Genomic DNA, 24,477 nt, shown 5'->3' with positions numbered 1-24,477 from the left:
TTTATCCGGTTTCATATTTCCCGAATCGTGTCAAAATGTGGCGAATTGTGAACACTCCATAATCCACGCGAAATTTACAGACGATCCGGCATGCCCGGCTGGAGTTCAGCTCCCCGGACCCTAGTATTGTGGACGAGACATTTCCTGAAAGGCCCCGCAAATGCCCACATTGCTCCGATTATTGACCGTCATGGAAGGGATTTGCCATTCTGCGGCCGGATCTGCGGCCGGCAAGGATGCAGATGATCTGGGTACCTTGCCGGAATGGGATCTGAGCGATCTTTATGCGGCTATGGACGCACCCGAGCTCACCGGTGACATTGAAGAGTCCGATCGTGCAAGCAGGGCCTTTGAAGAACGGTGGAAAAACAAGCTGGAGGCCGCCGCCACCGCCGGCGGGGACGAGGGCCTTGGCGCGGCACTGCGTCAATATGAAGCGCTCGAAGAGGTCATGGGCCGAATCGTTTCCTTTGCCGGATTAACTTATTTTTCCGATACAAGCGATCCCGCACGTGCCAAATTCTATGGCGACATCCAGTCGAAAATCACCGACATCAGCAGCCGCCTCCTGTTTTTCGCTCTGGAAATCAACCGCATTGACGATGGCATTATCGATGCAGCCATCAAAAACGATCCGGCGACAGCGCACTACAAGCCCTGGCTGATCGATCTGCGCAAGGACAAGCCCTATCAGCTTGAGGACCGGATCGAAAAGCTGTTTCACGAAAAATCTGTCACCGGTCACGGCGCATGGAACCGGCTGTTCGACGAAACGATGGCGGCGTTGCGCTTCACCATCGATGGCGAGGTTCTGACCCTGGAGCCAACGCTGAACAAACTGCAGTCGTCGGACGGCAGCGAACGACGTGCGGCAGCCGAAGCGCTGACCAAGACCTTTGGAGAGAATATCCGTACCTTCACTTTGATCACCAATACGCTCGCCAAGGACAAGGAAATATCGGACCGCTGGCGCGGCTTTGAAGATATTGCCGATAGCAGGCACCTGGCCAACCGAGTGGAGCGTGAGGTGGTCGATGCGCTTTCGGATGCGGTGTCCGATGCCTATCCGCGCCTGTCCCATCGCTATTATACGATGAAGGCAAAATGGCTCGGCATGGAGCAGATGGAATTCTGGGACCGCAATGCACCGCTGCCTGAGACGCCGCAAACGCTGATCAGCTGGGACAAGGCCCGAGAAACAGTGCTTTCGGCCTATGGCGATTTTGATCCCCAGATGGCCGACATAGCGAGCCGGTTTTTCGACCGCAACTGGATCGACGCGCCGGTGCGCGCCGGCAAGGCGCCGGGCGCTTTTTCCCACCCCACCGTTCCGTCCGCCCATCCTTACGTTCTGCTCAATTACCTCGGCAAGCCGCGGGACGTCATGACGCTGGCGCACGAGCTTGGACATGGCGTTCACCAGGTTCTGGCCGGTGAACAGGGCGCGCTTATGGCACCGACGCCGCTGACGCTCGCCGAAACCGCCTCCGTCTTCGGCGAGATGCTGACCTTCAGGGCTTTGCTCGACCGCACCAGCGATCCAAAGGAGCGCAAGGCAATGCTCGCCCAGAAGGTCGAGGACATGATCAACACGGTGGTGCGGCAGATCGCTTTTTACCAGTTCGAACGCAAGGTCCACACCGCAAGACGCGAAGGCGAGCTGACCTCCGAGAAGATCGGTGAATTGTGGATCTCGGTGCAGGAGGAAAGCCTTGGTCCCGCCATCCGGATTTCATCCGGTTATGAAACCTTCTGGGCCTATATTCCACACTTCATCCATTCACCGTTCTACGTCTATGCCTATGCATTCGGCGACTGTCTGGTGAACTCGCTTTATGCGGTCTACCGTAATGCGGAAAGCGGTTTCCAGGAGCGGTATTTCGACATGCTGCGTGCCGGCGGCACCAAGCACCATTCGGAGCTGTTGGCGCCGTTCAACCTCGATGCAAGCGACCCGTCCTTCTGGAGCCGGGGCCTGTCGATGATCGAGGGATTGATCGACGAATTGGAGGCGCTGGACGCGTAACGCGCTTACGTCGCTGACAACATGACCGGTTTGCGGCACGCAATGCGGTTTGCAGGACATTGCCATAGCGCCACACAGGCTATAGACAGTTGCCGTTGCACCGGTGCCGGCAATGAAACGGCACCCTGACTATAGCCGCCACCCAGCCCATGAATGACGAGTTCATCCTGTTCCGGAACGACTTTACCGGTGAAAACCTGTTTTTCTCCGGTGCCAGGTCTGTCGTAACGGCCTGGACTCCGCAGGATATCGAACCGGCATTCAAAGAACTGGAAGAGGCACGGCAAAGCGGTTTGTGGGCGGCCGGTTATGTCAGTTACGACGCCGGCAGGACGCTGGAGCCGGCTTTGAGGACGAGGCTCTCCGAACGGCCGGATCCCAAGCGTACCTGTCCCCTGATGAGTTTCGGCGTGTTCGACGGACCGCAAGCCCCCGAGGAGGCTGACCGTCTGCTGGCCGCACCGCACACGGATGCCGCCTTGTCTGAGGCGCGGCCGTTATGGGATTTCGATACCTATAAGAGCCGGTTCGACCGCCTGCGTTCCCATCTTCACGCCGGCGATTGTTTCCAGGCCAATCTCACATTCGAGTTTGCCGCGCGCTGTGATGTTGATGCCGCTACGCTGTTCAATACGCTTCGCTCCCGCCAGGCGGTCGCCCACAGCGCCCTTGTCAGCCTCGACGGGCCGCAGATTGTTTCGCGTTCGCCCGAACTTTTCTTCCGCGTCGGTCGGGACGGCTGGATCGAAAGCAAACCGATGAAGGGAACCGCGCCCCGCGGCAAGACGGCCGAGGAAGACAAGCTATTAAAGCAGCAGCTCGAAAGCGATCCGAAATGCCGCAGTGAAAACCTGATGATTGTCGATCTGCTGCGCAACGACCTGTCAAGGATTTGTGCCGCGGGCAGCGTCCACGTTCCGCAACTCTACCATGTCGAGAGCTTCGCCACCGTTCACCAGATGATCAGCCGGGTTCGTGGCAGGCTTGAAAAGGAAATCACCCTCAGCGAGATCATGCGGGCGATCTTTCCCTGCGGCTCAATCACCGGCGCGCCGAAAATCCGCGCCATGGAAATCATCCACGATCTCGAAGATACGGACCGCAATGTTTATTGCGGCTCCATCGGCTGGATCGCGCCGGGCGGTGCGATGGAATTCAACGTGGCGATCCGAACGATCAGCCTTTATCCGGGCGGCGAAGCCGTGTTCAATGTCGGCGGCGGCATCATATTCGATTCAGACGCCCGGTCCGAATATGAGGAATGCATGATCAAGGCGCGCTATGCGCTGCGTCAGACTGAACACCGGGAAGATACACAATGAGCAGCCCGGACAAGCCCAACCTGATAGAGACGATGCGAATGCGCGCCGACGGCGTGCTCGACCGTCTGCCGCTGCACCTTTCACGGCTCGAACAATCGGCCGCAGCATTTGAAATTCCCTTCCGGCGGGACCGGATAGAGGCAGCGATAGCCGAGCTGGAGGCAGAGGGATCGGACCGCCGTATCCGCCTTGAGTTGTCGGCGGCAGGCAATGTGGAGATCAATTCCTACCCCTGCCCGCCCACCGATCCGGACAAACCCTGGCGTCTGGCAATCGCGGCAACGCGGCTGCAGTCGTCGGATCCGATGTTGCGCCACAAGACCACCAAACGCGACCATTACATCCGGGCGCGGGGAGAGTATCATCCGGCGGAGGCCGACGAAGTGCTATTGCTCAATGAAAACGGCGCGGTTTGCGAGGGCACCATCAGCAACATTTTTATAAAGGTGCCGCACGAAGCGGCATTGCGCACACCTGCGCTCGAATGCGGTCTTTTGAAGGGCGTGCTGCGGCAGGAACTGATCGAGGCGGGTAAAGCGGTTGAAGCCGTGCTGAAAATCAACGATCTCAGATCGGCTGAGCGCCTTTATGTCGGAAACTCCCTGCGTGGCCTGTTACCGGCGATATTGATCGAATAGCGGCAAACCGCCACCCGGCACTGTCTTGCCACTTCCATCGGAACCGTCTTTGTGCTTAGAGCATGCGCAAATACGACCGGACACAAAGCACCCATTCATCTGGTGAAAGGATCTACCATGGCGAACGCCGACTATCCCGTTTACGGAAAAATCGACGGCCCGATTGTCATGATCGGCTTCGGCTCAATCGGACGCGGCACCCTGCCCCTTATTGAACGCCATTTCGATTATGACAAGAGCCGCATGGTCGTGGTCGATCCGCGCAATGACGACGAGGCGCTGCTGCGTGAACATGGCGTGCGTTATGTGCAGGCCGCCGTTACCACCGACAATTACAAGGAACTGCTCGGACCGCTGCTGACCGAAGGGGAAGGCCGGGGATTTTGCGTCAACCTGTCCGTCGATACATCTTCTTTGGAGCTGATGAAGTTCTGCCGCGAGATCGGTGTGCTTTATATCGACACCGTGGTCGAGCCCTGGCTTGGCTTTTACTTCGACGATTCGCTCGACAATGCCGCACGCACCAACTATGCGCTGCGCGAAACGGTGCGCCGGGAAAAGCTGGCGAACCCGGGCGGAACGACCGCTGTTTCATGCTGCGGGGCCAATCCGGGCATGGTTTCCTGGTTCGTCAAGCAGGGCCTCGTCAATCTCGCCAAGGACCTCGGCCTCGATTTCGAGATACCGGAGCAGGCCGACCGCGAAGGCTGGGCAAGGCTGATGCACAAGGCCGGCGTCAAGGGCGTCCACATTGCCGAGCGCGATACGCAGCGCGCCAAGAACCCGAAGCCGCTCGACGTGTTCTGGAACACCTGGTCCGCGGAAGGTTTCATTTCGGAAGGTCTGCAGCCGTCGGAACTTGGATGGGGCACGCACGAAAACTGGAAACCGGAAAATGCGCACAGCCATGAAGAGGGATGCCAGGCGGCGATCTATCTTGACCAGCCGGGCGCCAATACCCGTGTGCGCACATGGTGTCCGACGCCGGGTCCGCAATACGGTTTTCTCGTAACACACAATGAATCCATCTCCATTGCCGATTTCTTCACGCTGAGGGATGACGCGGGAGATGTGACTTTCAGGCCGACCTGCCATTACGCCTACCACCCCGCCAACGATGCGGTTCTGTCGCTGCATGAAATGTTCGGCAATGGCGGCAAGCAGCAGCCTGTCCTGCATGTGCTTGACGAACACGAGCTGGTCGACGGCATCGATGAACTCGGCGTGCTGCTCTACGGCCACGACAAGAACGCCTACTGGTTTGGCTCGCGCCTGTCGGTCGAAGAGACCCGCGAGATTGCCCCCTATCAGAACGCCACCGGATTGCAGGTCACATCCGCCGTGCTTGCCGGCATGGTCTGGGCGCTTGAAAATCCGCAGGCCGGCATCGTCGAATCCGACGAGATGGACTTCCGACGCTGTCTTGAGGTCCAACTCCCCTATCTCGGCCCGGTGGAGGGTCATTATACGGAATGGACACCGCTCACCGACCGTCCCGGCCTGTTTCCCGAAGATCTCGATGAATCTGACGCATGGCAGTTCAGGAACGTGCTCGTTCACTAGTGTGGTGGATTTGAAGTTCCTATCGTTATCGCAGCTATTGCCTGGAGGAACTTCAAATCCGTAAACCACACTAGAATCATAACTCTGCTAGTGTCCTTCTTGAACCTGAAGCTCGTTCCCGGTGTGCTACATATTGTGACGGGCTTCCGGTTCAGGACACTAGTGGTTTGTTGCAACGCCGCATCACCGGGATCTAATTCCATTGTCCTAATTCCATCATGTTGCAGGAATAGGTTAGCGGATGATATCAGTTGTAACTGAATTGGATCGGGGCAACCGTGGGGACAGTTGACCTTGAGTTTCCGCTAGCCGGTCCAAGCCAGCAACGCGGAGGTGATCATGCGGCAATGGATCAGGCTCGTAGCCCTTACGACCGTAGCAGCGGGCCTTTCGGCCTGCGTACCAAGCTACGGGCCGGGCCCCGGTTACGACAGGAATTCGATCGAGGGACAATGGGTTGATCCGAACGGAATCCAGTCCAGCTTCTTCTCCGGTCGATTCGAAACCAGAACAACAGACACCAATACGCTGCTGGCAACCGGCAAATACACCTATGTAAATCCGCGGCTCGTGCAAATCGACATACGCTCTTTGGTGCGCAACACCAATTCGCGGGTCAATTGTTCGCTTGTTTCTCCGACCCGTCTGAATTGCACGTCAAGCAGCGGCGGTCAGTTCTCGCTGACGCGCCGACTGGTCTGACCGGTTCGCAAGGTTTCACATTTCTGGCACGTGTGCCGGGGCGGACAAGACCCGCCACGCTGAGCTGGCCTATTTGACGAAAAGTAAAGGGAAGAGTTCGTCGTGACCATACATTTTGACAACCTCGAAACACGCAATCCGCAGCAAAGGGAAGTGGACCTGTTTTCTGCACTCCCTGAATTTCTCACCAACGCCATGAGCAAGGCGGAAGGGCTGCGAAGCTGGTTGGGGGATTGCGACCCGACGCAGATCAACAACCGCGAGGCACTTGCAACGCTGCCCGTACTGCGCAAGCCCGAACTGATGGAACTGCAGGCGGCCAACCCGCCCTTTGGAGGCCTTGCAGATCCGGATGCGCTTGTCGGAAACCACGTGTTCATGTCGCCCGGACCGGTCTGGGAACCGCAGGGTTTTGGTGCCGATCCCTGGCAGTCGGCGCGCGGCCTGTTTGCCGCCGGCATCCGCTCCGGCGACATCATCCACAACACGTTTTCCTATCACATGACGCCCGGCGCATTTGTGCTTGATGAAGGCGCCCGCGCGCTTGGCTGCCTGGTATTTCCGGCGGGCGTCGGCAACACGGAAATGCAGGTCGAGGCCGCGGCAGCCCTGAAGCCCTCCGCCTACACCGGAACCCCCGACTATTTGAAGGTAATGCTCGACAAGGCTGTGGAAACCGGCACGGACCTGTCGTCAATCAAGCGTGCAATGGTCTCCGGCGGAGCCCTGTTTCCCTCGCTGCGTGAAGAATACCGTGACCGCGGCATCGCGGTTCTCCAATCCTATGCCACAGCGGATGTGGGCATTATTGCCTATGAGAGCGCCGATGAAGACGGCAATCCCTATCCCGGCATGATCCTCAACGAAAATATGATCGTCGAGATCGTACGCCCCGGAACAGGCGATCCGGTTTCGGATGGCGAAGTGGGCGAGATCGTCGTAACCTCGCTGAATCCGGCCTACCCGCTTATCCGCTTCGGAACCGGAGATATGACGGCGGTTCTCGAAGGTCAGTCACCCTGCGGTCGCACCGGCATGCGCATCAAGGGATGGATGGGGCGCGCCGACCAGCGCACCAAGGTAAAGGGAATGTTCGTCGATCCCAAGCAGATCGCCGCTATCGTCAGGCGTCACGACGACGTTGCGAAGGCACGCCTCGTCGTCATTCGCGACGGCGACCGGGACGCCATGACCCTGCATGTCGAGGCCGAACCCGGCGCACAGCCCGATGCCGAGGCGCTGGCCGGAAGTCTTGCCGATATCACCAAGCTGAAAGGCAAGGTGGTGATTGCCGAATCCGGAAGCCTTCCGAACGACGGCAAGGTCATCTCCGACGAGCGCAACTACGACGCGTAGAATACCCGTATCACGCCCCGGACTCACACTTCGGGGTTGCGGTCTTCACGATTTGGTGAAACCATGGGCCGTCGGTCCGGCTTATTGGTTGCTCTTCGGGCTTCGGCCGTTCGCGACATTACCAATGGTTTGCAGGCGTTGTGCACCGCGCAATGCCTGATTTCAGTGCCGGCACCATCACGCGCCGATGGGCGCTGGCTATGTCAGTCAAGGAGCCGCTTATGTCGAAAATCCTGACCCGTCTGTCTGTAGCAATCGCCGCCCTGGCCGCATCGACGGCCGTCGCGCTTGCCGACTTCGAACTCAATGTGCTGCATTTCAACGACTTCCACAGCCGCATCGAGCCGATCAATAAGTATGATTCAACCTGCTCATCCGACGACGAGACCGCCGGCAAGTGCTTCGGCGGAATGGCACGCCTGAAAACCGCCATCGACCAGCGCCGCGGGGAGCTCGACAACGTTCTGGTGCTTTCGGCCGGCGACAATTTCCAGGGTTCGGTCTTCTACACCGTCTACAAGGGAAAGGCGGAAGCCGAATTCCTCGATCTGCTGGGCCTTGACGCCATGGTGCTCGGAAACCATGAATTCGACGATGGCGACGAAGTACTCGCCACCTTCCTCGACAATACCAATTTCCCGACCATTTACGGCAATGCCCTGATCGGTGCCAACAGCCCGATAGCGGGCAAGATGGTTGAATATGTCATCAAGGATTTCGGCACGGAAAAGGTCGCAGTCATCGGCGCGGTGACCGCCGACACGGTCGAGCTTTCCTCACCCAGCGATGCGGTCCTGTTCATGGATCCGGTGCTCTACCTCAATGACGCCGTCGATGCCGTAAAGGCAGCAGGCGCAACCAAGATCATTGCCCTTACCCACACCGGCTTTGAAGAGGACAAGAAGATCGCCACGCAGGTCGACGGCATCGACCTCATCGTCGGCGGCCATTCAAACACGCTGCTTTCAAACACCAATGACAAGGCCCACGGCCCCTATCCGACCATGCTGACCGGCCCGTCGGGAAACCAGGTCGCAGTCGTTCACGCCTATGCGCATTCGAAATATCTGGGTGACGTCAAGATCATCTTTGACGACGACGGCAACATCAAGAGCGCCGCAGGCGAGCCCATCCTTCTCGACGCCAGCATCAAGCCGAACGAGGCGATGGTAACCCGGATCTCCGAACTCGCCGAACCCATCAAGGAACAGATGAACCAGGTGATAGCCGTGGCAGCCGCGCCGATCGACGGCGACCGCGCAAGCTGCCGCGCCAAAGAGTGCGAGATGGGCAATCTGGTGACCGACGCGATGCTCGACCGGGTCTCCGGCCAGGGTATCAGCATCGCTATCCAAAATGGCGGCGGATTGCGCGCCTCGATCGACAAAGGCGATATCACCGTCGGCGAGGTCCTCACGGTCCTGCCGTTCCAGAACACGCTCTCGACCTTCAAGCTGAAGGGCTCGGATGTCGTCGCCGCACTTGAAAACGGCGTCAGCCAGGTCGAGGAAGGCGCCGGGCGATTCCCGCAGGTCGCGGGCCTTAAATACAGCTTCGATCTTTCGCTTCCGGCGGGCGACCGCACCTCGAATGTCATGGTCGAAAACAACGGTCAGTTCGAAGCGATCGACCTCAACGCCACCTATGGCGTCGTTTCCAACAACTTCATGCGAGCGGGCGGCGACGGCTACAAGGTCTTCGCCACCGACGGCATCGACGCCTATGATTACGGCCCGGGCCTTGAAGAGGTTGTTGCGGCTTACCTGACGCAAAAATCGCCCTACCAGCCCTATGTCGGCGATCGCATCACGCAGGTGACAACGACCCGGGAAGCCGCCACCGGCGACAGCGCTTCTTCGGAAGCCAGCAAGACGGAAGGTACAGCAACCAAGGAAGTCGAGGCCATGGAGAAGACCGCATCGGCGGCCACCACCCATGTGGTCGAAGCCGGTGACAATTTATGGAAACTGGCGGAGAAATATCTCGGCGATGCCACGCAATGGGGCAACATCGCCAAAGCCAACCCCGACCAGAACCCGCACAAACTGGCGGTCGGCCAGCAGTTGAATATCCCTGCAAAGCAGAACTGATCTGCCGAGGATAATTAACAGCCAATATTGAAAACGCCGCCCTTTCGGGGCGGCGTTTCCGTTTCGCATTAGTCCGGCGGACGCAATTTCACCAACACAAGATTTATGAGCCGCCCTTTCCCTCCCACCCCAGCCAGCGGCATTAATTCCGCTTGAAATATAAGCACCGGCGCATATGTTCCCATCGGACACAAGAACGGACCGATGATGAAACACGCCGACAGCACAGACCTGAAACCCGCAGCCTCATATTTGCCTGCAAATCATCCAACCGTCGCCCATGGCAAGGTCGGCGTGCTGCTGGTCAATCTCGGAACGCCCGACGGCACCGACACCACATCGATGCGGCGCTACCTGCGCGAATTTCTGACCGACAGGCGCGTCATCGAATGGTCGCGGCTGTTCTGGTATCCGATCCTCTTCGGCATAGTGCTCAACACCAGGCCGGGCAAGGTCGGCAAGGCCTATGAGACCATCTGGAACAAGGATCTGGATGAAAGCTATCTGCGTACCTATACGCGCAACCAGTCCGACGCCTTGGCTGCCGCTTTCGAAAGCCATTCCGAAGTTGTGGTCGACTGGGCAATGCGCTACGGCCAGCCGTCGATCCCGGACCGGCTGACGGCGCTTAAAAATGCCGGTTGCGACCGGATCCTGCTGTTCCCGCTCTACCCGCAATATGCCGCAAGCACCACCGCAACCGTCAACGACAAGGCGTTCGAGACGCTGATGGGCATGCGCTGGCAGCCGGCGCTGCGCACCGTGCCGCCCTATCACGACGACCCGGCCTATATCGAGGCGCTTGCGCAATCGATCACCACGCATATTGAAGGGCTTGAATGGGAACCGGAGGTGGTGCTCGCCTCCTTTCACGGCATTCCGCAGTCCTATTTCAAAAAGGGCGATCCCTATCACTGCCAGTGCATGAAAACGATGCGGCTGGTGCGCGAACGTCTCGGCTGGGACGAAAAGAAGCTGATGACCACCTTCCAGTCACGCTTTGGACCGGAAGAATGGCTGCAGCCCTATACGGACAAGACGGTCGAACAACTGGCGAAAGACGGTGTCAAGCGCATTGCCGTCATCAATCCGGGCTTCGTATCCGACTGCCTCGAGACGCTTGAGGAGATCGCGGTGGCAGCCGGCGAAATATTCCATGAAAACGGCGGCGAGCATTTTTCCCACATACCCTGCCTCAACGACAGCGCCGCCGGCATGGCCGTTATCGAGGCGGTCGTGCGACGCGAGCTGAAGGGCTGGGTCTAGAGCGTGTCTTGCTTAAATAGAGTCATTTGACCGAGGCGATTTTGGTCGCTGACAAGTCGGATTGCGCGCCGTGGTGTTAACCCACCACAAGCGTGAGCCAACGCAGTCAGCGGGCAAAATCGCCCGGCCCGTACCACCCTATTTCAATAACATAACCTTCTCGAGGGTAGCTGCAAATCGGCCCATCGGCGTCGTTGCGCCGCTTGCCCGATGCCCCACATCGCGCTACGCGACGCGCCTAGCCGACTGGGCCGATTTGCCGCTATCAAATGCATCTATTTAAACAAGACACGCTCTAGGCCCATTTGCAACTTTTCACCGTTACACCCATCTTACAGTGAAGGCACGAACCGGCGCTGACTGATTCGCGGTGTGTATTCGTGCCCGTGGACGACAGGTTTCAGCGGGAGAGAAAATATGCCTTTGGCCGGATTCGACATTGCAGTCATCGTATTTGTTGTACTTGTCATCCTCATTCTGTTCGCCGGCATAAAGACGGTGCCGCAGGGCTATAATTACACAGTCGAGCGCTTCGGGCGCTACACAAGGACATTGAATCCCGGCCTCAACCTGATCGTACCGTTCATTGACCGCGTCGGCGCCCGCATGAACATGATGGAACAGGTTCTCGATGTGCCGACGCAGGAAGTCATTACCAAGGACAATGCGTCCGTCGCTGCCGATGCCGTCGCCTTTTATCAGGTTCTGAACGCGCCCCAGGCGGCATATCAGGTTAACAATCTCGAAACCGCGCTCCTGAACCTGACGATGACCAATATCCGTTCGGTCATGGGTTCGATGGACCTTGACGAGCTGTTGTCCAACCGGGATGCAATCAATGACCGGCTGCTGCGGGTCGTCGACGAGGCGGCAAATCCATGGGGCATCAAGATTACCCGCGTCGAAATCAAGGACATCAACCCGCCGACCGATCTCATCGATTCAATGGCCCGGCAGATGAAGGCCGAACGCGAAAAGCGTGCCGAGGTTCTGGAAGCCGAAGGCTCGCGAAACGCTCAGATCCTGCGCGCCGAAGGCGCCAAGCAGGCGGCCATCCTGGAAGCCGAAGGCACCCGCGAGGCGGCTTTCCGCGACGCCGAGGCGCGCGAGCGGCTTGCCGCTGCCGAGGCAAAGGCAACACAGGTCGTCTCCGAAGCCATCGCCTCCGGCGACGTGCAGGCAATCAATTACTTCGTTGCCCAGAAATACACCGAAGCGCTTGCTTCGATCGGCACGGCCCGTAACCAGAAGATCGTGCTGATGCCCATGGAGGCCTCGTCCCTGATCGGTTCGCTCGGCGGCATAGGCGCAATCGCCAAGGAAGTTTTCGGTGACGGAGGCTCCAATCCGGGCGGCGCACCCAGGCGCAGCGGCTCCGTGCCTTCGGCGGGACACCGGGATGACGAGGTATGATTGAGCGCATCGTCACGGAACTTGGACCCTGGAGCTGGTGGGTCCTGGGGCTGATTCTCCTGGCTGCCGAAATCCTCATGCCGGGGGTATTCCTGATCTGGATCGGCATTGCCGCAGTCATTGTCGGTTGCCTGTCGCTGTTTTTATGGAACGACCCGTTCTGGATCTGGCAGACACAGATACTGGTATTTGCAGTTCTATCCGGCGCGGCGGCAATTTTGGGCCGCCGCATCATGGCAAAAAGCGGGGTGTCCGATGAGCCGCTGCTGAACAAGCGCGGTGAAAGCCTCGTCGGTCGCACCGCAACGCTGTCCGAGCCCATCAAGGAAGGACGCGGCCGTATTCGCATCGATGATACGATGTGGGTGGTGAGCGGACCCGACCTGCCTGTCGGCGCGCAGGTTCGCGTGGTGGAAAGCAACGGCAGGGAGCTGCGTGTCGAAGCCGTCTAGGCCGGTAAAACAGATAGCCGGCTGAGCAGCACGTAAAGGAAGCCTTAACCACGAAGCTTTACGGTTTGACAAGAATTCAAACCCTCCGGTTCAAGGCTCCATGGCGTCGAGTAAACGCAAAGTCACGGACAGTGTTTTCAGCACATCCCCGCCACGGGCGGGGATGCTGTTTTGCGCGCTCGCAATCGGCAGCATGTACCCTCTTGAGGCCGGTGCTCAGAGCATTGCCAATGAGGATCTGCTGCTGCGCGGCATTACCGATGACGACGGCCTTTCGGATGCGGAGCGACGGCGTCTTTTGCGCGCCGCAGATCGCATTGCCGACGACACCCGCCGTGGCGAAAATGAAGGACCGGCACTCGATACGACGGTCATCATCGATCCGGCTCAGCCCGTACAGAGCGCCGGAACCGTAAATCCGCGCGCCGAACCGGTGGCAAACCAGATCAACCGGCAGGACGATGCCGATCCCTTTGCGCCGGTTGGAATCCGGGTCGGAACCTTCATCCTGCGCCCGACGGTAACGCAGCAGATCGCGCATGAGACCGAGGATGACGGCACATCGCACGTCTCGCGAACCTACAGCAGGACTGTGCTGGAGACGGAAATCGAATCCAACTGGTCCAGGCATCAGCTCAATATTGGCGCCGAACAGGTACTCGACAAGACGATCAGCGGCAACGGTGCGGAAGACCCGAGCACATCCGTCAATGCCGATTTGAGACTCGACCTGTCGTCGCTGACGACTGCGGATCTCAGCGTTGATTATGAATTCGGACGGGAGGACCAGACGGATCCCAATGCCATTTCCGGCGCCGTCGCGCAGGCCGAAGTTCACACATTTGCCGCCGCCGCATCGCTGAGCCATCTGTTCGGCTCCTGGCGGGGCACCGCGACGATTGACGGCGGCCGTTCGAGATACGGCGATGCGGAGTTGTCCGACGGCACATTGGTTTCGCTGTCCGATCGCGATCAGGACAACTATACGGTCACCCTGCGCGCCGGCCTTGAAACAGGCTCGGCCTATACGCCCTTTGTCCAGGGCAGTTTCGGGCAGATTATCTATGACAACACCGTCGATGCGTCCGGATTTGCGCGCAACTCGAACACCTACGCCCTGCGCACTGGCGTTACCGCCGATTTCGGTGAAAAGCTGACCGGCGAATTTGCCGTCGGCTATGCCCTGCGCGATATCGACGACAGTCGGCTCGAACCGATCCAGGCGGTCACGGTGAATGGATTTGCCACCTGGTCTCCGCACCGCGGTACGGACGTGCTGATGGGCGTTTCGACAAGCCTTGAAGATTCAACGACGGCCAATGAGTCCGGATCGGTCTACTACGCCGCGACCGCCGAGGTCACCCACCAGCTGCGCTCGAATGTGACAGCAAGCCTCAGCGGCCTGCTCGGCTGGCGCGATTATGTCGGTTCGACCCCCAATCAGACCATTGTGGGCGCAGGTGCCGGGTTCACCTGGTGGCTCAATCGCTATTTCGCCATCGACGGCGGCGCCACTTACGAAAAGACGCTCAATGACGGTGGGCTGGACAATGATGAGTTCTTTGTCGGGCTCGGCGTTAAGATGCAGCGCTGATGCAATAGCTGCTAAATCGCATCAAGCATGCGGCGCAGGTCGTCCTCTACCTTCGCGCGGATATCCTCGCGCGTCAGAGCGAATGAGACATTTGCCTTGATGAAACCTTCCTTCGATCCGCAATCGAAAGTGTTGCCGCGGAAATGATACGCCGAAAACGGCTGCCTTTCGGCCAGTTTCAGCATCGCGTCGGTAATCTGGATTTCATTGCCGGCGCCTGTTTCCTGGGTTTCCAGGATTGAAAATATCTCCGGCTGCAGAATATAGCGCCCATTGATAAAATAGTTCGATGGTGCCGTGCCCGGCGCCGGCTTTTCGACCATGGCGCTGATCTGGAACCCGTCATCACCGATGTCTTCTCCGACGCCGACAATGCCATAGCGATGGGTTTCTTCTTCCGGCACTTCCTCAACGGAAATGACGTTACCGCCGACTTTTCCATAAAGATCGACCATGCCCGCCAGGCACCCGCGATCATCCTGCATCACCATATCGGGCAAAAGCAGTGCAAATGGCTCATCACCGACGAGTTCACGCGCGCACCATACCGCGTGGCCAAGGCCGAGGGGCTCCTGCTGGCGGGTAAAACTCGTTTGGCCGGGTTTCGGCTGCAGCGCCTCGAGATTGTTCAGCTCATCGATCTTGCCGCGGCTTCGCAGTGTGTCGTAGAGCTCCACCTGAATGTCGAAATGGTCTTCGATGACGGCCTTGTTGCGACCCGTGACGAAAATGAAATGCTCAATGCCTGCCGCGCGCGCCTCGTCGACAACATATTGAATGACCGGCTTGTCGACGACTGTCAGCATTTCCTTCGGGATCGCTTTGGTTGCCGGCAGAAAACGCGTTCCAAGCCCCGCAACCGGAAAAACTGCTTTTCTGACCCTGCCCTGCTGCGCCATGTAACCGTGCCTTTCGTCTCAGCAAATACCCGGTAATTCGGGACTAGCGTAGATATCCCGTGCGGTCCGCAATAATCAACACATTTGACCGGCGCCATGCACGTGGCACAATTACCGGCGGAACCGGTTTGGTTGTGCTCTTTTATGGTTAACACATTGTTGATGCGTCCTATTTATGATGTCTGACAGAGTGTATTAAACCAGCGGAAGGCGGCCATTTTTCCGCCTTGAGCCGCAACTAAACTGACGGCGATGTCTCAGATGGCGGGAAATACGGGACTGCAGTGCTCCGGCAGACGCAAAATGCTTGCGTTTCTGCCGCTATTGATGATGCCTGCAATGCTCTTCGACGCGGCACCGGCGGCGGCCGATGCAGGCTTCCGAAAATGGATCAACGATTTCTATCCGGTGGCGGCGAAGTCCGGGATCAAGAAATCCACCTATCAAAAGGCGTTTGCCGGCGTCCGCGAACCCGATCCGGAGGTACTGCGCAAGGCACGCTTTCAGCCTGAATTCAAACAGGATACGTGGAGCTACATCGATACGCGGGTTCATTTCACGACGGTGCAGACCGGGCAGGAGATGGCCAAGCGCTACAGCCGGACCCTCGCCGAGATCGAACGCCGCTTCGGCGTCGAACGTTCGGTAGTGCTCGCCATCTGGTCGGTGGAATCCAGCTATGGCAACGTTTTCAACTATCCCGACCGGCTGCACTATGTGCCACGGGCGCTCGCGACCCTTGCCTATGCCGATCGCAGACGTGCAAAATTTGCCCGTAAACAGCTCATCGCCGCGCTCAAGATCCTGCAGTCCGGCAACATTTCCAAGGAAAACCTGACCGGCTCCTGGGCCGGCGCCATGGGCCACACCCAGTTCATACCGACAAGTTATCTGGCTTTTGCAGTGGACCACGACGGCAACGGCCGTAGCGACATATGGAATTCGGTGCCCGATGCGCTGGCGACAGCCGCCAATCTCCTGCGCAAGAACGGCTGGAAAACCGGAAGAACCTGGGGTTACGAGGTAAAGGCGCCGCGCAACGCCTCCCGTTATGTCGGAAAATCCAAGACACTCGCCCAATGGGCAAATCTCGGCTTCAGGAGACCCAACGGCCGCACTTTTCCACGGCCCGGTGAAAAAGCGGTCCTTAAAATGCCTGCCGGCGGCAGGGGACCGGCCTTTTTGATGCTGCGGAACTTCTTCATCATCAAGCGCTACAACAATTCCGACAGTTACGCGTTGGCTGTCGGATTGCTTGCCGACCGCATCGCCGGCTATGACGGTCTCAAGCAGAAATGGCCGCGGCCAAAGGGCGTGCTTTCCATGGACGAAAGACGGGAAATTCAGGTCCATTTGAAGGCACTTGGCTACTATTCCGGCGAAATCGACGGCAATATCGGCTCCGGTTCGCAGCTCGCCATCAAGGCATTTCAATCGCAAACCGGCTTGACGCCGGACGGTGTTCCATCGCAAAAATTACTCAAGACACTGAGGCGATGAACGGAGACCGGTGTGGTCGCAATAGGCAGAAATCTGGGTTCCTACCTTTTGGTGCTGCCCCTGCTTGCTGTTTTCACGATGGCAATATCGCTGGCGCTGCCGGTCAGTTCGGCCGATGCGCAGACCAAATATGAGCGCCGAACCCTTATCGACAGGCTGTTTGGGCCACGCAAGGTTCGCCCCGAAAAAACCAACCGCCAAAAACCCAGAGCGAAAATAAGAAGAAAAAAATCGGTCATTCGCGTTTCCCCGGGCAAAAAGAACAGGAAAAAGACGAAAAAGGTCGAGACAGTCCAGAAGCTCGAAAACGCCCGCAAGATTCTGGTGGTCGGCGATTTTATGGCCAAGTCACTGTCCGAGGGCCTCGATACCGCCTTCGAACAGTCACCCGGTGTCAGCGTGGTACGCAAGACCAGCGGTTCCTCCGGGCTGGTGCGCGACGACTACTACAACTGGAACAAAAAGCTGCCGGGTTTTCTGGACGAGATACAGCCGTCCATGGTCGTCGTCATGATCGGATCTAACGACCGGCAGGACATGCGCAGAAAGGGTCGCAAACGAATTCCTCTGCGTTCAGATATTTGGAACTCTGTATATGCGCAACGGGTCGATTCCATCGCGCGCGCGGTCCGCTCCCGCAATATTCCGCTTATCTGGGTCGGTGCGCCATCCTACAAAAAGTCCACCATGTCGAGGGATATGCTGGCCTTTAACGAGATTTACAGAGCGATCACCGAAGAAGTGAATGGCGAATATGTCGATATCTGGGACGGCTTCGTCGATGCGGAGGGCAAGTTCGTCTATACCGGTTCGAACGTCATCGGCCAGCAGGTGCGGCTGCGAACATCAGACGGCATCAGAATGACAAAGGCAGGCAAGCGCAAGCTCGCTTTCTACGTGGAAAAGCCGATCCGACGCCTGCTTGGTGATGATGCCAGCGAGCACGTGGCAAAGCTTACAGAGGAAAATCTGCCGGAGTTGCTGGTGCTGCACCCCAGCACCGGCTCCGTGCTTGTGCGCACCAGTCCGATTGCAATGAACGACCCCGACCTCGACGGGTCGAAAGAGCTGCTGGGCGCCGGCGCACCACCCACATCACTGACACGTACGCCGCGTGATGACCTGGTCTTTGACGGCAAGACCAGCGACGCACCACCGGGCAGGGCCGACTATTTCGTCTGGCCGCGCAAGCAGGACAAGACCTCGCTCACAAAAGCACCCGAAGCGCCGCAAGGCTGATTCCACGTTTCTGCAGAAGTTGAGTATTTACCGCGGCAGGATGGTCGATCCCATCAGCTGCTTGTCGACATCGTGCGCAGCCTGCCGACCTTCGCGGATAGCCCATACAACCAGCGACTGGCCGCGACGCACATCGCCGGCCGCCCAGACACCGTCAACGGATGTGCGATAGTCGCTCTCATTGGCCATCACATAGGTCGAACCGCGCCCGTCAACGCCGATTTCGAGCCGGTCGCCAAGATCTTTCAGAACGCCGTTTTCGAATGGGCCGCGGAAGCCGATGGCAATAAATGCAAGGTCGGCCTTGATGATGAATTCCGTACCGGCGATCGGCATTCTCTTCTCATCGACCTGGCAGCACTTCACCCCGGTCAAAATGCCGTTTTCACCGACAAACTCCAGGGTGCCGACCTGAAATTCCCGGACCGCACCTTCGGCCTGCGATGAGGACGTGCGCATTTTGGTGGCCCAGAACGGCCACACCGCCAGTTTGTCTTCCCGGACCGGCGGCTGCGGCCGGATATCGAGCTGCGTCACCTTGACGGCGCCCTGCCTGAAAGCCGTTCCCACGCAGTCGGAAGCGGTATCGCCACCGCCGACGACAACGACATGTTTGCCTCCCGCAAGGATCGGTTCCGACGGCCAGCCTGTTGAATCGATGTTTTCGCGCGCAACCCGCTTGTTTTGCTGCACCAGATAAGGCATCGCATCGTGAACGCCGGCAAAATCCACACCCGGAATTCCGGCGTCACGCGGCTTTTCCGATCCCCCGCAATAGATCACGGCATCGTGCTCTTCGCGCAGCGCATCGACGGTCTTGTCAACACCGATATGAACATCGTAGTGGAAGACAACACCCTCGCCTTCCATCTGCGCAACACGCTTGTCGATATAGTGCTTTTCCATTTTGAAATCGGGAATGCCGTAGCGCAGCAGACCGCCGGCGGCGCTTTCGCGCTCATAGACATGCACCTCGTGGCCGACGCGTGCAAGCTGCTGCGCCGCGGCCATGCCCGCAGGGCCCGAACCGATGACCGCAACGGATTTGCCGGTCTTCGTGTCGGCAGGCTGAGGAACCACGTAGCCCATGTCGTAGGCCTTGTCGGCGAGCGCCTGCTCCACCGTCTTGATGGCGACCGGTATGTCCTCGAGATTCAACGTACAGGCTTCTTCGCAGGGTGCCGGGCAGATGCGGCCGGTGAATTCCGGAAAATTGTTGGTCGAATGCAGGTTGCGTATCGCCTCTTCCCAATTGTCGTTGAAGACGAGATCGTTCCAATCGGGAATCTGGTTGTGGATCGGGCAGCCGGTCGGTCCGTGACAAAAGGGAATTCCGCAATCCATGCAGCGGGCCGCCTGTTTGACGACCTCCGAATCGGACATCGGAATCGTGAATTCCTTGAAGTGCCGCACGCGATCCGACGCAGGCTGGTACTTGGCGACCTGACGGTCGATTTCCAGAAATCCAGTAACCTTACCCATATCCGTTCCTATTCTTCATTCCTTCAGACAGATCCCTGATCGCCGGCGTCTTTTCAGATTGTCAGGCCGCCTCTTGCAGCCGCAGCGTGGTTCAAAACCTGTCCTGTGTCCCATTTCTGCCTGGCGCCCTGCCCATCAAGACCGGGCGCCACTGTTTGACATATCCGTCTATTCGGCCGCCACGCCAATGCGCATGCGCTCCATTTCCTCCAGGGCGCGCCGGTATTCCACCGGCATCACCTTGCGGAATTTTGGACGGTAGTCGGCCCAGTTTTCCAGAATGTCCTTGCCGCGCTCGGAGCCGGTGTAATGGACGTGATTGGAGATCAGCTGGTAAAGCCGCTCTTCATCGTGGCGTGTCATATCGCCGGAGACATCAACACGTCCCTTGTGGTCAAGGTCACCGCCGTGATGGTGCAGCTCCTCCAGAAGGTCGTCTTCTTCGGGAACCGGTTCCAGCTCGACCATGGCCATGTTGCAGCGGCGCGCAAAATCACCGGCTTCGTCGAGCACGTAGGCAACGCCTCCGGACATGCCGGCGGCAAAATTGCGGCCTGTCTGCCCGATGACGACGACAATACCGCCGGTCATATACTCGCAGCCATGATCGCCAACGCCTTCAACCACGGCAACCGCGCCGGAGTTGCGCACGGCGAAACGCTCTCCCGCGACACCACGGAAATAACATTCACCCTCGACGGCGCCGTAAAGCACGGTATTGCCGACGATGATGGAATCTTCCGGCACAATCCGGCTGTCTTCCGGCGGGCGAACCACAATGCGGCCGCCGCAAAGCCCCTTGCCGACATAGTCGTTGCCGTCACCGACAAGATCGAAGGAAATGCCGCGCGCAAGAAACGCGCCGAAGGACTGCCCGGCGGTACCGTTCAGGGTGACGGAAATCGTGTCATCCGCAAGCCCCTTGTGGCCAAAGCGCTTGGCAACCTCACCCGACAGCATGGCGCCGGTGGAGCGGTCGACATTCTTTATGTCCGTCTCGAAGGCAACCGGCGTCTTGTCCTCAAGCGCCGGCGCCGCCTTCTCGATCAGCGAGCGGTCGAGAACATCATCGATCGGGTGTTCCTGGCGCTTGGTCCAGTAGGTATCTTCCTTCGGTGCCTCGGGCTTGTAGAAGATATTGCTGAAATCCAGCCCCTTGGCCTTCCAGTGACTGATCAGTTGATCCTTCTTTAAAAGATCGGATTGCCCGATGATCTCGTCCAGCTTGCGATAGCCCATGGCGGCAAGGAACTCGCGCACCTCTTCGGCAATGAAGAAGAAATAGTTGATCACATGCTCCGGCGTTCCCTTGAAACGCTGGCGCAGCACCGGATCCTGTGTGGCGATGCCGACCGGGCAGGTATTGAGGTGGCACTTGCGCATCATCAGGCAGCCGGCGGCAATCAGCGGGGCCGTTGAAAAGCCGAACTCGTCGGCACCAAGCAGAGCGCCGACAATCACGTCGCGCCCGGTGCGCAGTCCACCATCCACCTGCAGCGGCACACGTGAACGCAGCCCGTTCAGCACCAGAGTCTGATGCGTTTCGGCAAGGCCCATTTCCCAGGGAGAACCCGCATGTTTCAGCGATGTCAGCGGCGATGCGCCGGTGCCGCCATCATACCCGGAAATGGTGATGTGATCGGCGCGCGCCTTTGCAACGCCGGCGGCAACCGTGCCGACACCCACCTCCGAAACCAGCTTGACCGAAACATCGGCTTCCGGATTAACGTTTTTCAGATCGTAGATCAGCTGTGCCAGATCTTCGATTGAATAGATGTCGTGATGCGGCGGCGGTGAAATCAGACCGACGCCCGGGGTCGAATGGCGGGTCTTGGCGATCGTCGCGTCGACTTTGTGGCCGGGCAGCTGGCCACCCTCACCGGGCTTGGCGCCCTGCGCGACCTTGATCTGTATCATGTCGGAATTGACCAGATATTCGGTTGTCACGCCAAAGCGGCCTGATGCGACCTGCTTGATTGCCGAACGTTCCGGATTCATCGATCCGTCCGGCAGCGGCATGTAGCGGTCCGGTTCCTCGCCGCCCTCGCCGGTATTGGACTTGCCGCCAATCCGGTTCATGGCGATCGCAAGTGTCGTGTGCGCTTCGCGGCTGATCGAGCCGAATGACATTGCGCCGGTGGAAAAGCGCCGGACGATATCGGCAGCCGGCTCGACCTCGTCAAGCGGAACAGGTTTGCGACCGGCATCTTCGGCATCGGCAATCTTGAACAGGCCGCGAATGGTGTTGAGACCCTCCGCGTGCTCGTTCACGATGCGCGCGAACTCACGGTATTTGTCCTGCGCATTGCCGCGGACCGCATGCTGCAGCAGCGCAACGGAATCCGGCGACCAGGCATGGTTTTCGCCGCGGATGCGGTAGAGATATTCACCGCCGACATCGAGCGCGGTCCGAAGCACCGGATCATTGCCGAAAGCCCGCGCATGGCGCGCATGGGTTTCGATGGCGATTTCTTCCAGCCCGATGCCCTCGATCGTTGTTGCGGTCCCGAAAAAGTACTTTTTCACAAATGCCGTCGACAGGCCGACCGCATCGAATATCTGCGCGCCGCAATAGGACTGGTAAGTGGAAATGCCCATCTTGGACATCACCTTCAACAGCCCCTTGTCGATGGCCTTGATATAGCGGTGTACGACTTCGTACGGATCGACCGCTGCCGGGAACTCGCCCTTATTGTGCATGTCGGCAAGCGTATCGAAGGCGAGATAAGGGTTGATGGCCTCGGCGCCATAGCCAGCAAGAACCGCAAAATGGTGTACTTCGCGCGGTTCGCCCGTTTCCACCACCAGGCCGACCGAGGTGCGAAGACCCTTGCGGATGAGATGATGGTGCACGGCGGCCGTTGCGAGCAGGGCCGGAATGGCGATCCGGTCGACCGAAATCTGCCGGTCCGACAGGACTATGATGTTGTAGCCATTGTTGACGCAGCGTTCGGCGCGCGCACAAAGATTGTCCAGTGCCTCGGCCAGATAGTCGGCGCCGCGACTCTCGCGATAGGTCATGTCGAGGGTTTTTGTCTGGAACTGGTTGTCGGAAATATCGCCGATCGCGCGGATTTTCTCCAGATCCTCATTGGTCAGGATCGGCTGGCGCACTTCCAGACGCCGGCGCTCGGCCAGCCCTTCAAGATCGAAAAGGTTCGGCCGCGGCCCGATGAAGGACACGAGGCTCATCACCGATTCCTCTCGGATCGGATCGATGGGCGGGTTGGTGACCTGTGCAAAATTCTGCTTGAAATAGGTGTAGAGCAGCTTCGACTTGTCCGACATGGCCGAAATGGGCGTATCGGTGCCCATGGAGCCGAGTGCCTCCTGGCCCGTCGTTGCCATGGGCGACATCAGCAGCTTCAGATCTTCCTGCGAGTAGCCGAAAGCCTGCTGCCGGTCGAGCAGCGAAGCATGGGTGCGGCTTGCCGACATTCCCGAATTCGGAAGATCTTCCAGCACGATCTGGGTGCGGTCGAGCCATTCCTGGTAGGGGTTGGCGTTGGCGAGCTCCTTTTTGATCTGGGCGTCGGACACGATCGTGCCCTCCTCCATGTCGATCAACAGCATCTTGCCGGGCTGTAGCCGCCACTTGCGCACGATTTTCTTTTCTTCGACAGGCAGCACGCCAGCCTCCGAAGCCATGATCACACGGTCGTCGTCGGTGACGATGTAGCGGGCCGGGCGAAGGCCGTTGCGGTCGAGCGTCGCGCCGATCTGCCGGCCATCCGTAAAGGCGACCGCGGCCGGTCCGTCCCAGGGCTCCATCAGCGCCGCGTGGTATTCGTAAAAGGCCTTGCGGTCATCATGCATCAGCTTGTTGCCGGCCCAGGCTTCCGGGATCAGCATCATGACGGCATGGGTCAGCGAATAGCCGCCCTGCACGAGGAATTCCAGCGCATTGTCGAAACAGGCCGTGTCCGACTGTCCTTCGTAGGAAATCGGCCACAATTTGGAGATGTCGTCACCGAAAAGCGGGGACGAAACAGACGCTTGGCGGGCGGCCATCCAGTTGACATTGCCGCGCAGCGTATTGATCTCGCCATTGTGCGCGACCATCCGGTAAGGATGCGCAAGTTTCCAGGACGGGAATGTGTTCGTCGAAAAGCGCTGGTGAACAAGGGCAACGGCGGAGACGAAACGCTCATCCGTCAGATCCTTGTAATAGGCACCCACCTGATAGGCGAGAAACATCCCCTTATAGACGATGGTCCGGCTGCAAAGCGAAACGATGTAGAAGCCGTTGTCGCGTCCGTCGGTCTCGTCGAAAATACGGTTCGAGATAACCTTGCGCAGAATGAACAACCGGCGCTTGAATTCATCTTCTGTCTCGATTTCCGGATTACGGCCGATGAAAACCTGACGATGGAACGGTTCAGTCGCAACAATATCCGGCGCCTTTGAGAGGGAGGAATTGTCCACCGGCACATCGCGATAGCCGAGAAGGATCTGCCCCTCGGCGACCACCACTTCCTCGATGATCTCCTCGATATGGGCACGCATCTCCGCATCCTGCGGCATGAACAGATAGCCGACGGCGTAGTGACCGACCTCGGGCAGGGAAACATCCTGCTTCGCCATCTCGTCGCGGAACAGCCCATGCGGGATCTGCACCAGCATTCCGGCACCATCGCCCATCAGCGGATCCGCGCCAACCGCGCCGCGGTGGGTCAGGTTTTCCAGCATGAACAGACCATCTGCGATGATCTGGTGGGACTTTTCGCCGCGCATATGGGCAACGAAGCCCACTCCGCAGGCGTCGTGCTCGTTGCGCGGGTCGTAAAGGCCCTGTTTTTCAGGGAATCCAGACGTGCCGGCGCGTTTCACCGTCAGTGCTTGTGTCGATCGTGGCACAGCGACTGCCTGTGATGGCGTTTTATCCGTCATCTTTTTCCTCCTGTCATGGCCTGGGAAACCGTTCGGCTTCATGGG

At 58.7% G+C, this 24,477-nt stretch carries 16 protein-coding genes; 13 read left to right on the top strand and 3 right to left on the bottom strand.

The window, feature by feature from the left end:
- The first annotated feature begins 190 nt into the window (after nucleotides 1-190).
- The 11 genes from ABVT35_RS17890 to ABVT35_RS17840 all read left to right on the top strand — a co-directional run bounded on the left by ABVT35_RS17890 (nucleotide 191) and on the right by ABVT35_RS17840 (nucleotide 14,422).
- Nucleotides 191-2,026, top strand: coding sequence for a M3 family oligoendopeptidase (locus tag ABVT35_RS17890; protein ID WP_368468839.1), 1,836 nt, complete (start codon nucleotides 191-193; stop codon nucleotides 2,024-2,026).
- 149 nt (nucleotides 2,027-2,175) lie between these two features.
- Nucleotides 2,176-3,348, top strand: coding sequence for an aminodeoxychorismate synthase component I (locus tag ABVT35_RS17885; RefSeq protein WP_368468147.1), 1,173 nt, complete (start codon nucleotides 2,176-2,178; stop codon nucleotides 3,346-3,348).
- Entirely contained in the window at nucleotides 3,345-3,986 is a 642-nt protein-coding gene (locus ABVT35_RS17880) for an aminotransferase class IV family protein (RefSeq protein WP_368468145.1), read from the top strand. The genes ABVT35_RS17885 and ABVT35_RS17880 overlap by 4 nt, the downstream gene beginning before the upstream one ends.
- A 117-nt stretch (nucleotides 3,987-4,103) precedes the next feature.
- Nucleotides 4,104-5,549, top strand: a complete 1,446-nt coding sequence (locus tag ABVT35_RS17875; protein WP_368468143.1) for a homospermidine synthase — start codon at nucleotides 4,104-4,106, stop codon at nucleotides 5,547-5,549.
- Between the two features lie 339 nt (nucleotides 5,550-5,888).
- Nucleotides 5,889-6,251, top strand: a complete 363-nt coding sequence (locus tag ABVT35_RS17870) for a hypothetical protein (protein ID WP_368468141.1) — start codon at nucleotides 5,889-5,891, stop codon at nucleotides 6,249-6,251.
- A 102-nt stretch (nucleotides 6,252-6,353) separates the two neighbouring features.
- Nucleotides 6,354-7,607: a phenylacetate--CoA ligase family protein gene (locus tag ABVT35_RS17865; RefSeq protein ID WP_368468140.1), complete on the top strand. Its 1,254-nt coding sequence runs from the start codon at nucleotides 6,354-6,356 to the stop codon at nucleotides 7,605-7,607.
- Between the two features lie 152 nt (nucleotides 7,608-7,759).
- On the top strand, nucleotides 7,760-9,697 hold the full coding sequence (locus ABVT35_RS17860) for a 5'-nucleotidase C-terminal domain-containing protein (protein ID WP_368468138.1): 1,938 nt from the start codon (nucleotides 7,760-7,762) through the stop codon (nucleotides 9,695-9,697).
- Nucleotides 9,698-9,949: 252 nt separating this feature from the next.
- Nucleotides 9,950-10,963, top strand: coding sequence for a ferrochelatase (gene hemH / locus ABVT35_RS17855; protein ID WP_368468838.1), 1,014 nt, complete (start codon nucleotides 9,950-9,952; stop codon nucleotides 10,961-10,963).
- Between the two features lie 423 nt (nucleotides 10,964-11,386).
- Complete coding sequence (locus tag ABVT35_RS17850) at nucleotides 11,387-12,376, top strand: SPFH domain-containing protein (RefSeq protein WP_368468837.1); 990 nt, start codon at nucleotides 11,387-11,389, stop codon at nucleotides 12,374-12,376.
- A complete protein-coding gene (locus ABVT35_RS17845; RefSeq protein WP_368468137.1) occupies nucleotides 12,373-12,828 on the top strand; it encodes an NfeD family protein in 456 nt (151 codons plus the stop codon). The genes ABVT35_RS17850 and ABVT35_RS17845 overlap by 4 nt, the downstream gene beginning before the upstream one ends.
- A 100-nt stretch (nucleotides 12,829-12,928) precedes the next feature.
- Nucleotides 12,929-14,422 carry an outer membrane beta-barrel protein gene (locus tag ABVT35_RS17840; RefSeq protein WP_368468135.1) on the top strand — a complete coding sequence of 498 codons (1,494 nt, stop codon included), beginning with the start codon at nucleotides 12,929-12,931 and terminating at the stop codon, nucleotides 14,420-14,422.
- A gap of 11 nt (nucleotides 14,423-14,433) precedes the next feature.
- On the opposite strand, the gene galU is transcribed toward ABVT35_RS17840, so the two are convergent.
- Entirely contained in the window at nucleotides 14,434-15,321 is an 888-nt protein-coding gene (galU, locus tag ABVT35_RS17835) for a UTP--glucose-1-phosphate uridylyltransferase GalU (RefSeq protein WP_368468133.1), read from the bottom strand.
- A 303-nt stretch (nucleotides 15,322-15,624) separates the two neighbouring features.
- On the opposite strand from galU, the gene ABVT35_RS17830 reads away from it, so the two are divergent.
- The gene (locus ABVT35_RS17830; RefSeq protein ID WP_368468132.1) at nucleotides 15,625-16,821 is read left to right on the top strand and encodes a lytic murein transglycosylase; all 1,197 of its coding nucleotides are present in this window, start codon (nucleotides 15,625-15,627) and stop codon (nucleotides 16,819-16,821) included.
- Nucleotides 16,822-16,833: 12 nt separating this feature from the next.
- Nucleotides 16,834-18,060 (top strand): DUF459 domain-containing protein, encoded by a 1,227-nt coding sequence (locus tag ABVT35_RS17825; RefSeq protein WP_368468130.1) that lies wholly within the window; start codon nucleotides 16,834-16,836, stop codon nucleotides 18,058-18,060.
- A 27-nt stretch (nucleotides 18,061-18,087) separates the two neighbouring features.
- Here the strand turns inward: ABVT35_RS17825 and ABVT35_RS17820 are convergent, their stop codons facing one another.
- Together ABVT35_RS17820 and gltB are read right to left on the bottom strand one after the other, a co-directional pair.
- On the bottom strand, nucleotides 18,088-19,542 hold the full coding sequence (locus ABVT35_RS17820; RefSeq protein ID WP_368468129.1) for a glutamate synthase subunit beta: 1,455 nt from the start codon (nucleotides 19,540-19,542) through the stop codon (nucleotides 18,088-18,090).
- 168 nt (nucleotides 19,543-19,710) lie between these two features.
- Nucleotides 19,711-24,432 carry a glutamate synthase large subunit gene (gltB, locus tag ABVT35_RS17815; RefSeq protein ID WP_368468128.1) on the bottom strand — a complete coding sequence of 1,574 codons (4,722 nt, stop codon included), beginning with the start codon at nucleotides 24,430-24,432 and terminating at the stop codon, nucleotides 19,711-19,713.
- Nucleotides 24,433-24,477: the final 45 nt, after the last annotated feature.

Origin of the sequence: Hoeflea sp. TYP-13 (assembly GCF_040932035.1) — a bacterium.
Taxonomy (GTDB): Bacteria; Pseudomonadota; Alphaproteobacteria; order Rhizobiales; family Rhizobiaceae; genus Hoeflea_A.
The sequence above is the reverse complement of the archived record's forward strand: the minus strand, read 5'-3'. Positions and strand labels throughout refer to the sequence as shown.

Excerpts from the sequence above, each read along its gene's own strand:
- ABVT35_RS17880 (WP_368468145.1), top strand. The coding sequence starts at position 3,345 with ATGAGCAGCCCGGACAAGCCCAACCTGATAGAGACGATGCGAATGCGC.
- ABVT35_RS17845 (WP_368468137.1), top strand. The coding sequence starts at position 12,373 with ATGATTGAGCGCATCGTCACGGAACTTGGACCCTGGAGCTGGTGGGTC.
- ABVT35_RS17860 (WP_368468138.1), top strand. The coding sequence starts at position 7,760 with ATGCCTGATTTCAGTGCCGGCACCATCACGCGCCGATGGGCGCTGGCT.
- galU (WP_368468133.1), bottom strand. The coding sequence starts at position 15,321 with ATGGCGCAGCAGGGCAGGGTCAGAAAAGCAGTTTTTCCGGTTGCGGGG.
- ABVT35_RS17840 (WP_368468135.1), top strand. The coding sequence starts at position 12,929 with ATGGCGTCGAGTAAACGCAAAGTCACGGACAGTGTTTTCAGCACATCC.
- ABVT35_RS17820 (WP_368468129.1), bottom strand. The coding sequence starts at position 19,542 with ATGGGTAAGGTTACTGGATTTCTGGAAATCGACCGTCAGGTCGCCAAG.
- ABVT35_RS17875 (WP_368468143.1), top strand. The coding sequence starts at position 4,104 with ATGGCGAACGCCGACTATCCCGTTTACGGAAAAATCGACGGCCCGATT.
- ABVT35_RS17890 (WP_368468839.1), top strand. The coding sequence starts at position 191 with ATGGAAGGGATTTGCCATTCTGCGGCCGGATCTGCGGCCGGCAAGGAT.
- ABVT35_RS17830 (WP_368468132.1), top strand. The coding sequence starts at position 15,625 with ATGCTTGCGTTTCTGCCGCTATTGATGATGCCTGCAATGCTCTTCGAC.
- ABVT35_RS17870 (WP_368468141.1), top strand. The coding sequence starts at position 5,889 with ATGCGGCAATGGATCAGGCTCGTAGCCCTTACGACCGTAGCAGCGGGC.
- gltB (WP_368468128.1), bottom strand. The coding sequence starts at position 24,432 with ATGACGGATAAAACGCCATCACAGGCAGTCGCTGTGCCACGATCGACA.
- ABVT35_RS17885 (WP_368468147.1), top strand. The coding sequence starts at position 2,176 with ATGAATGACGAGTTCATCCTGTTCCGGAACGACTTTACCGGTGAAAAC.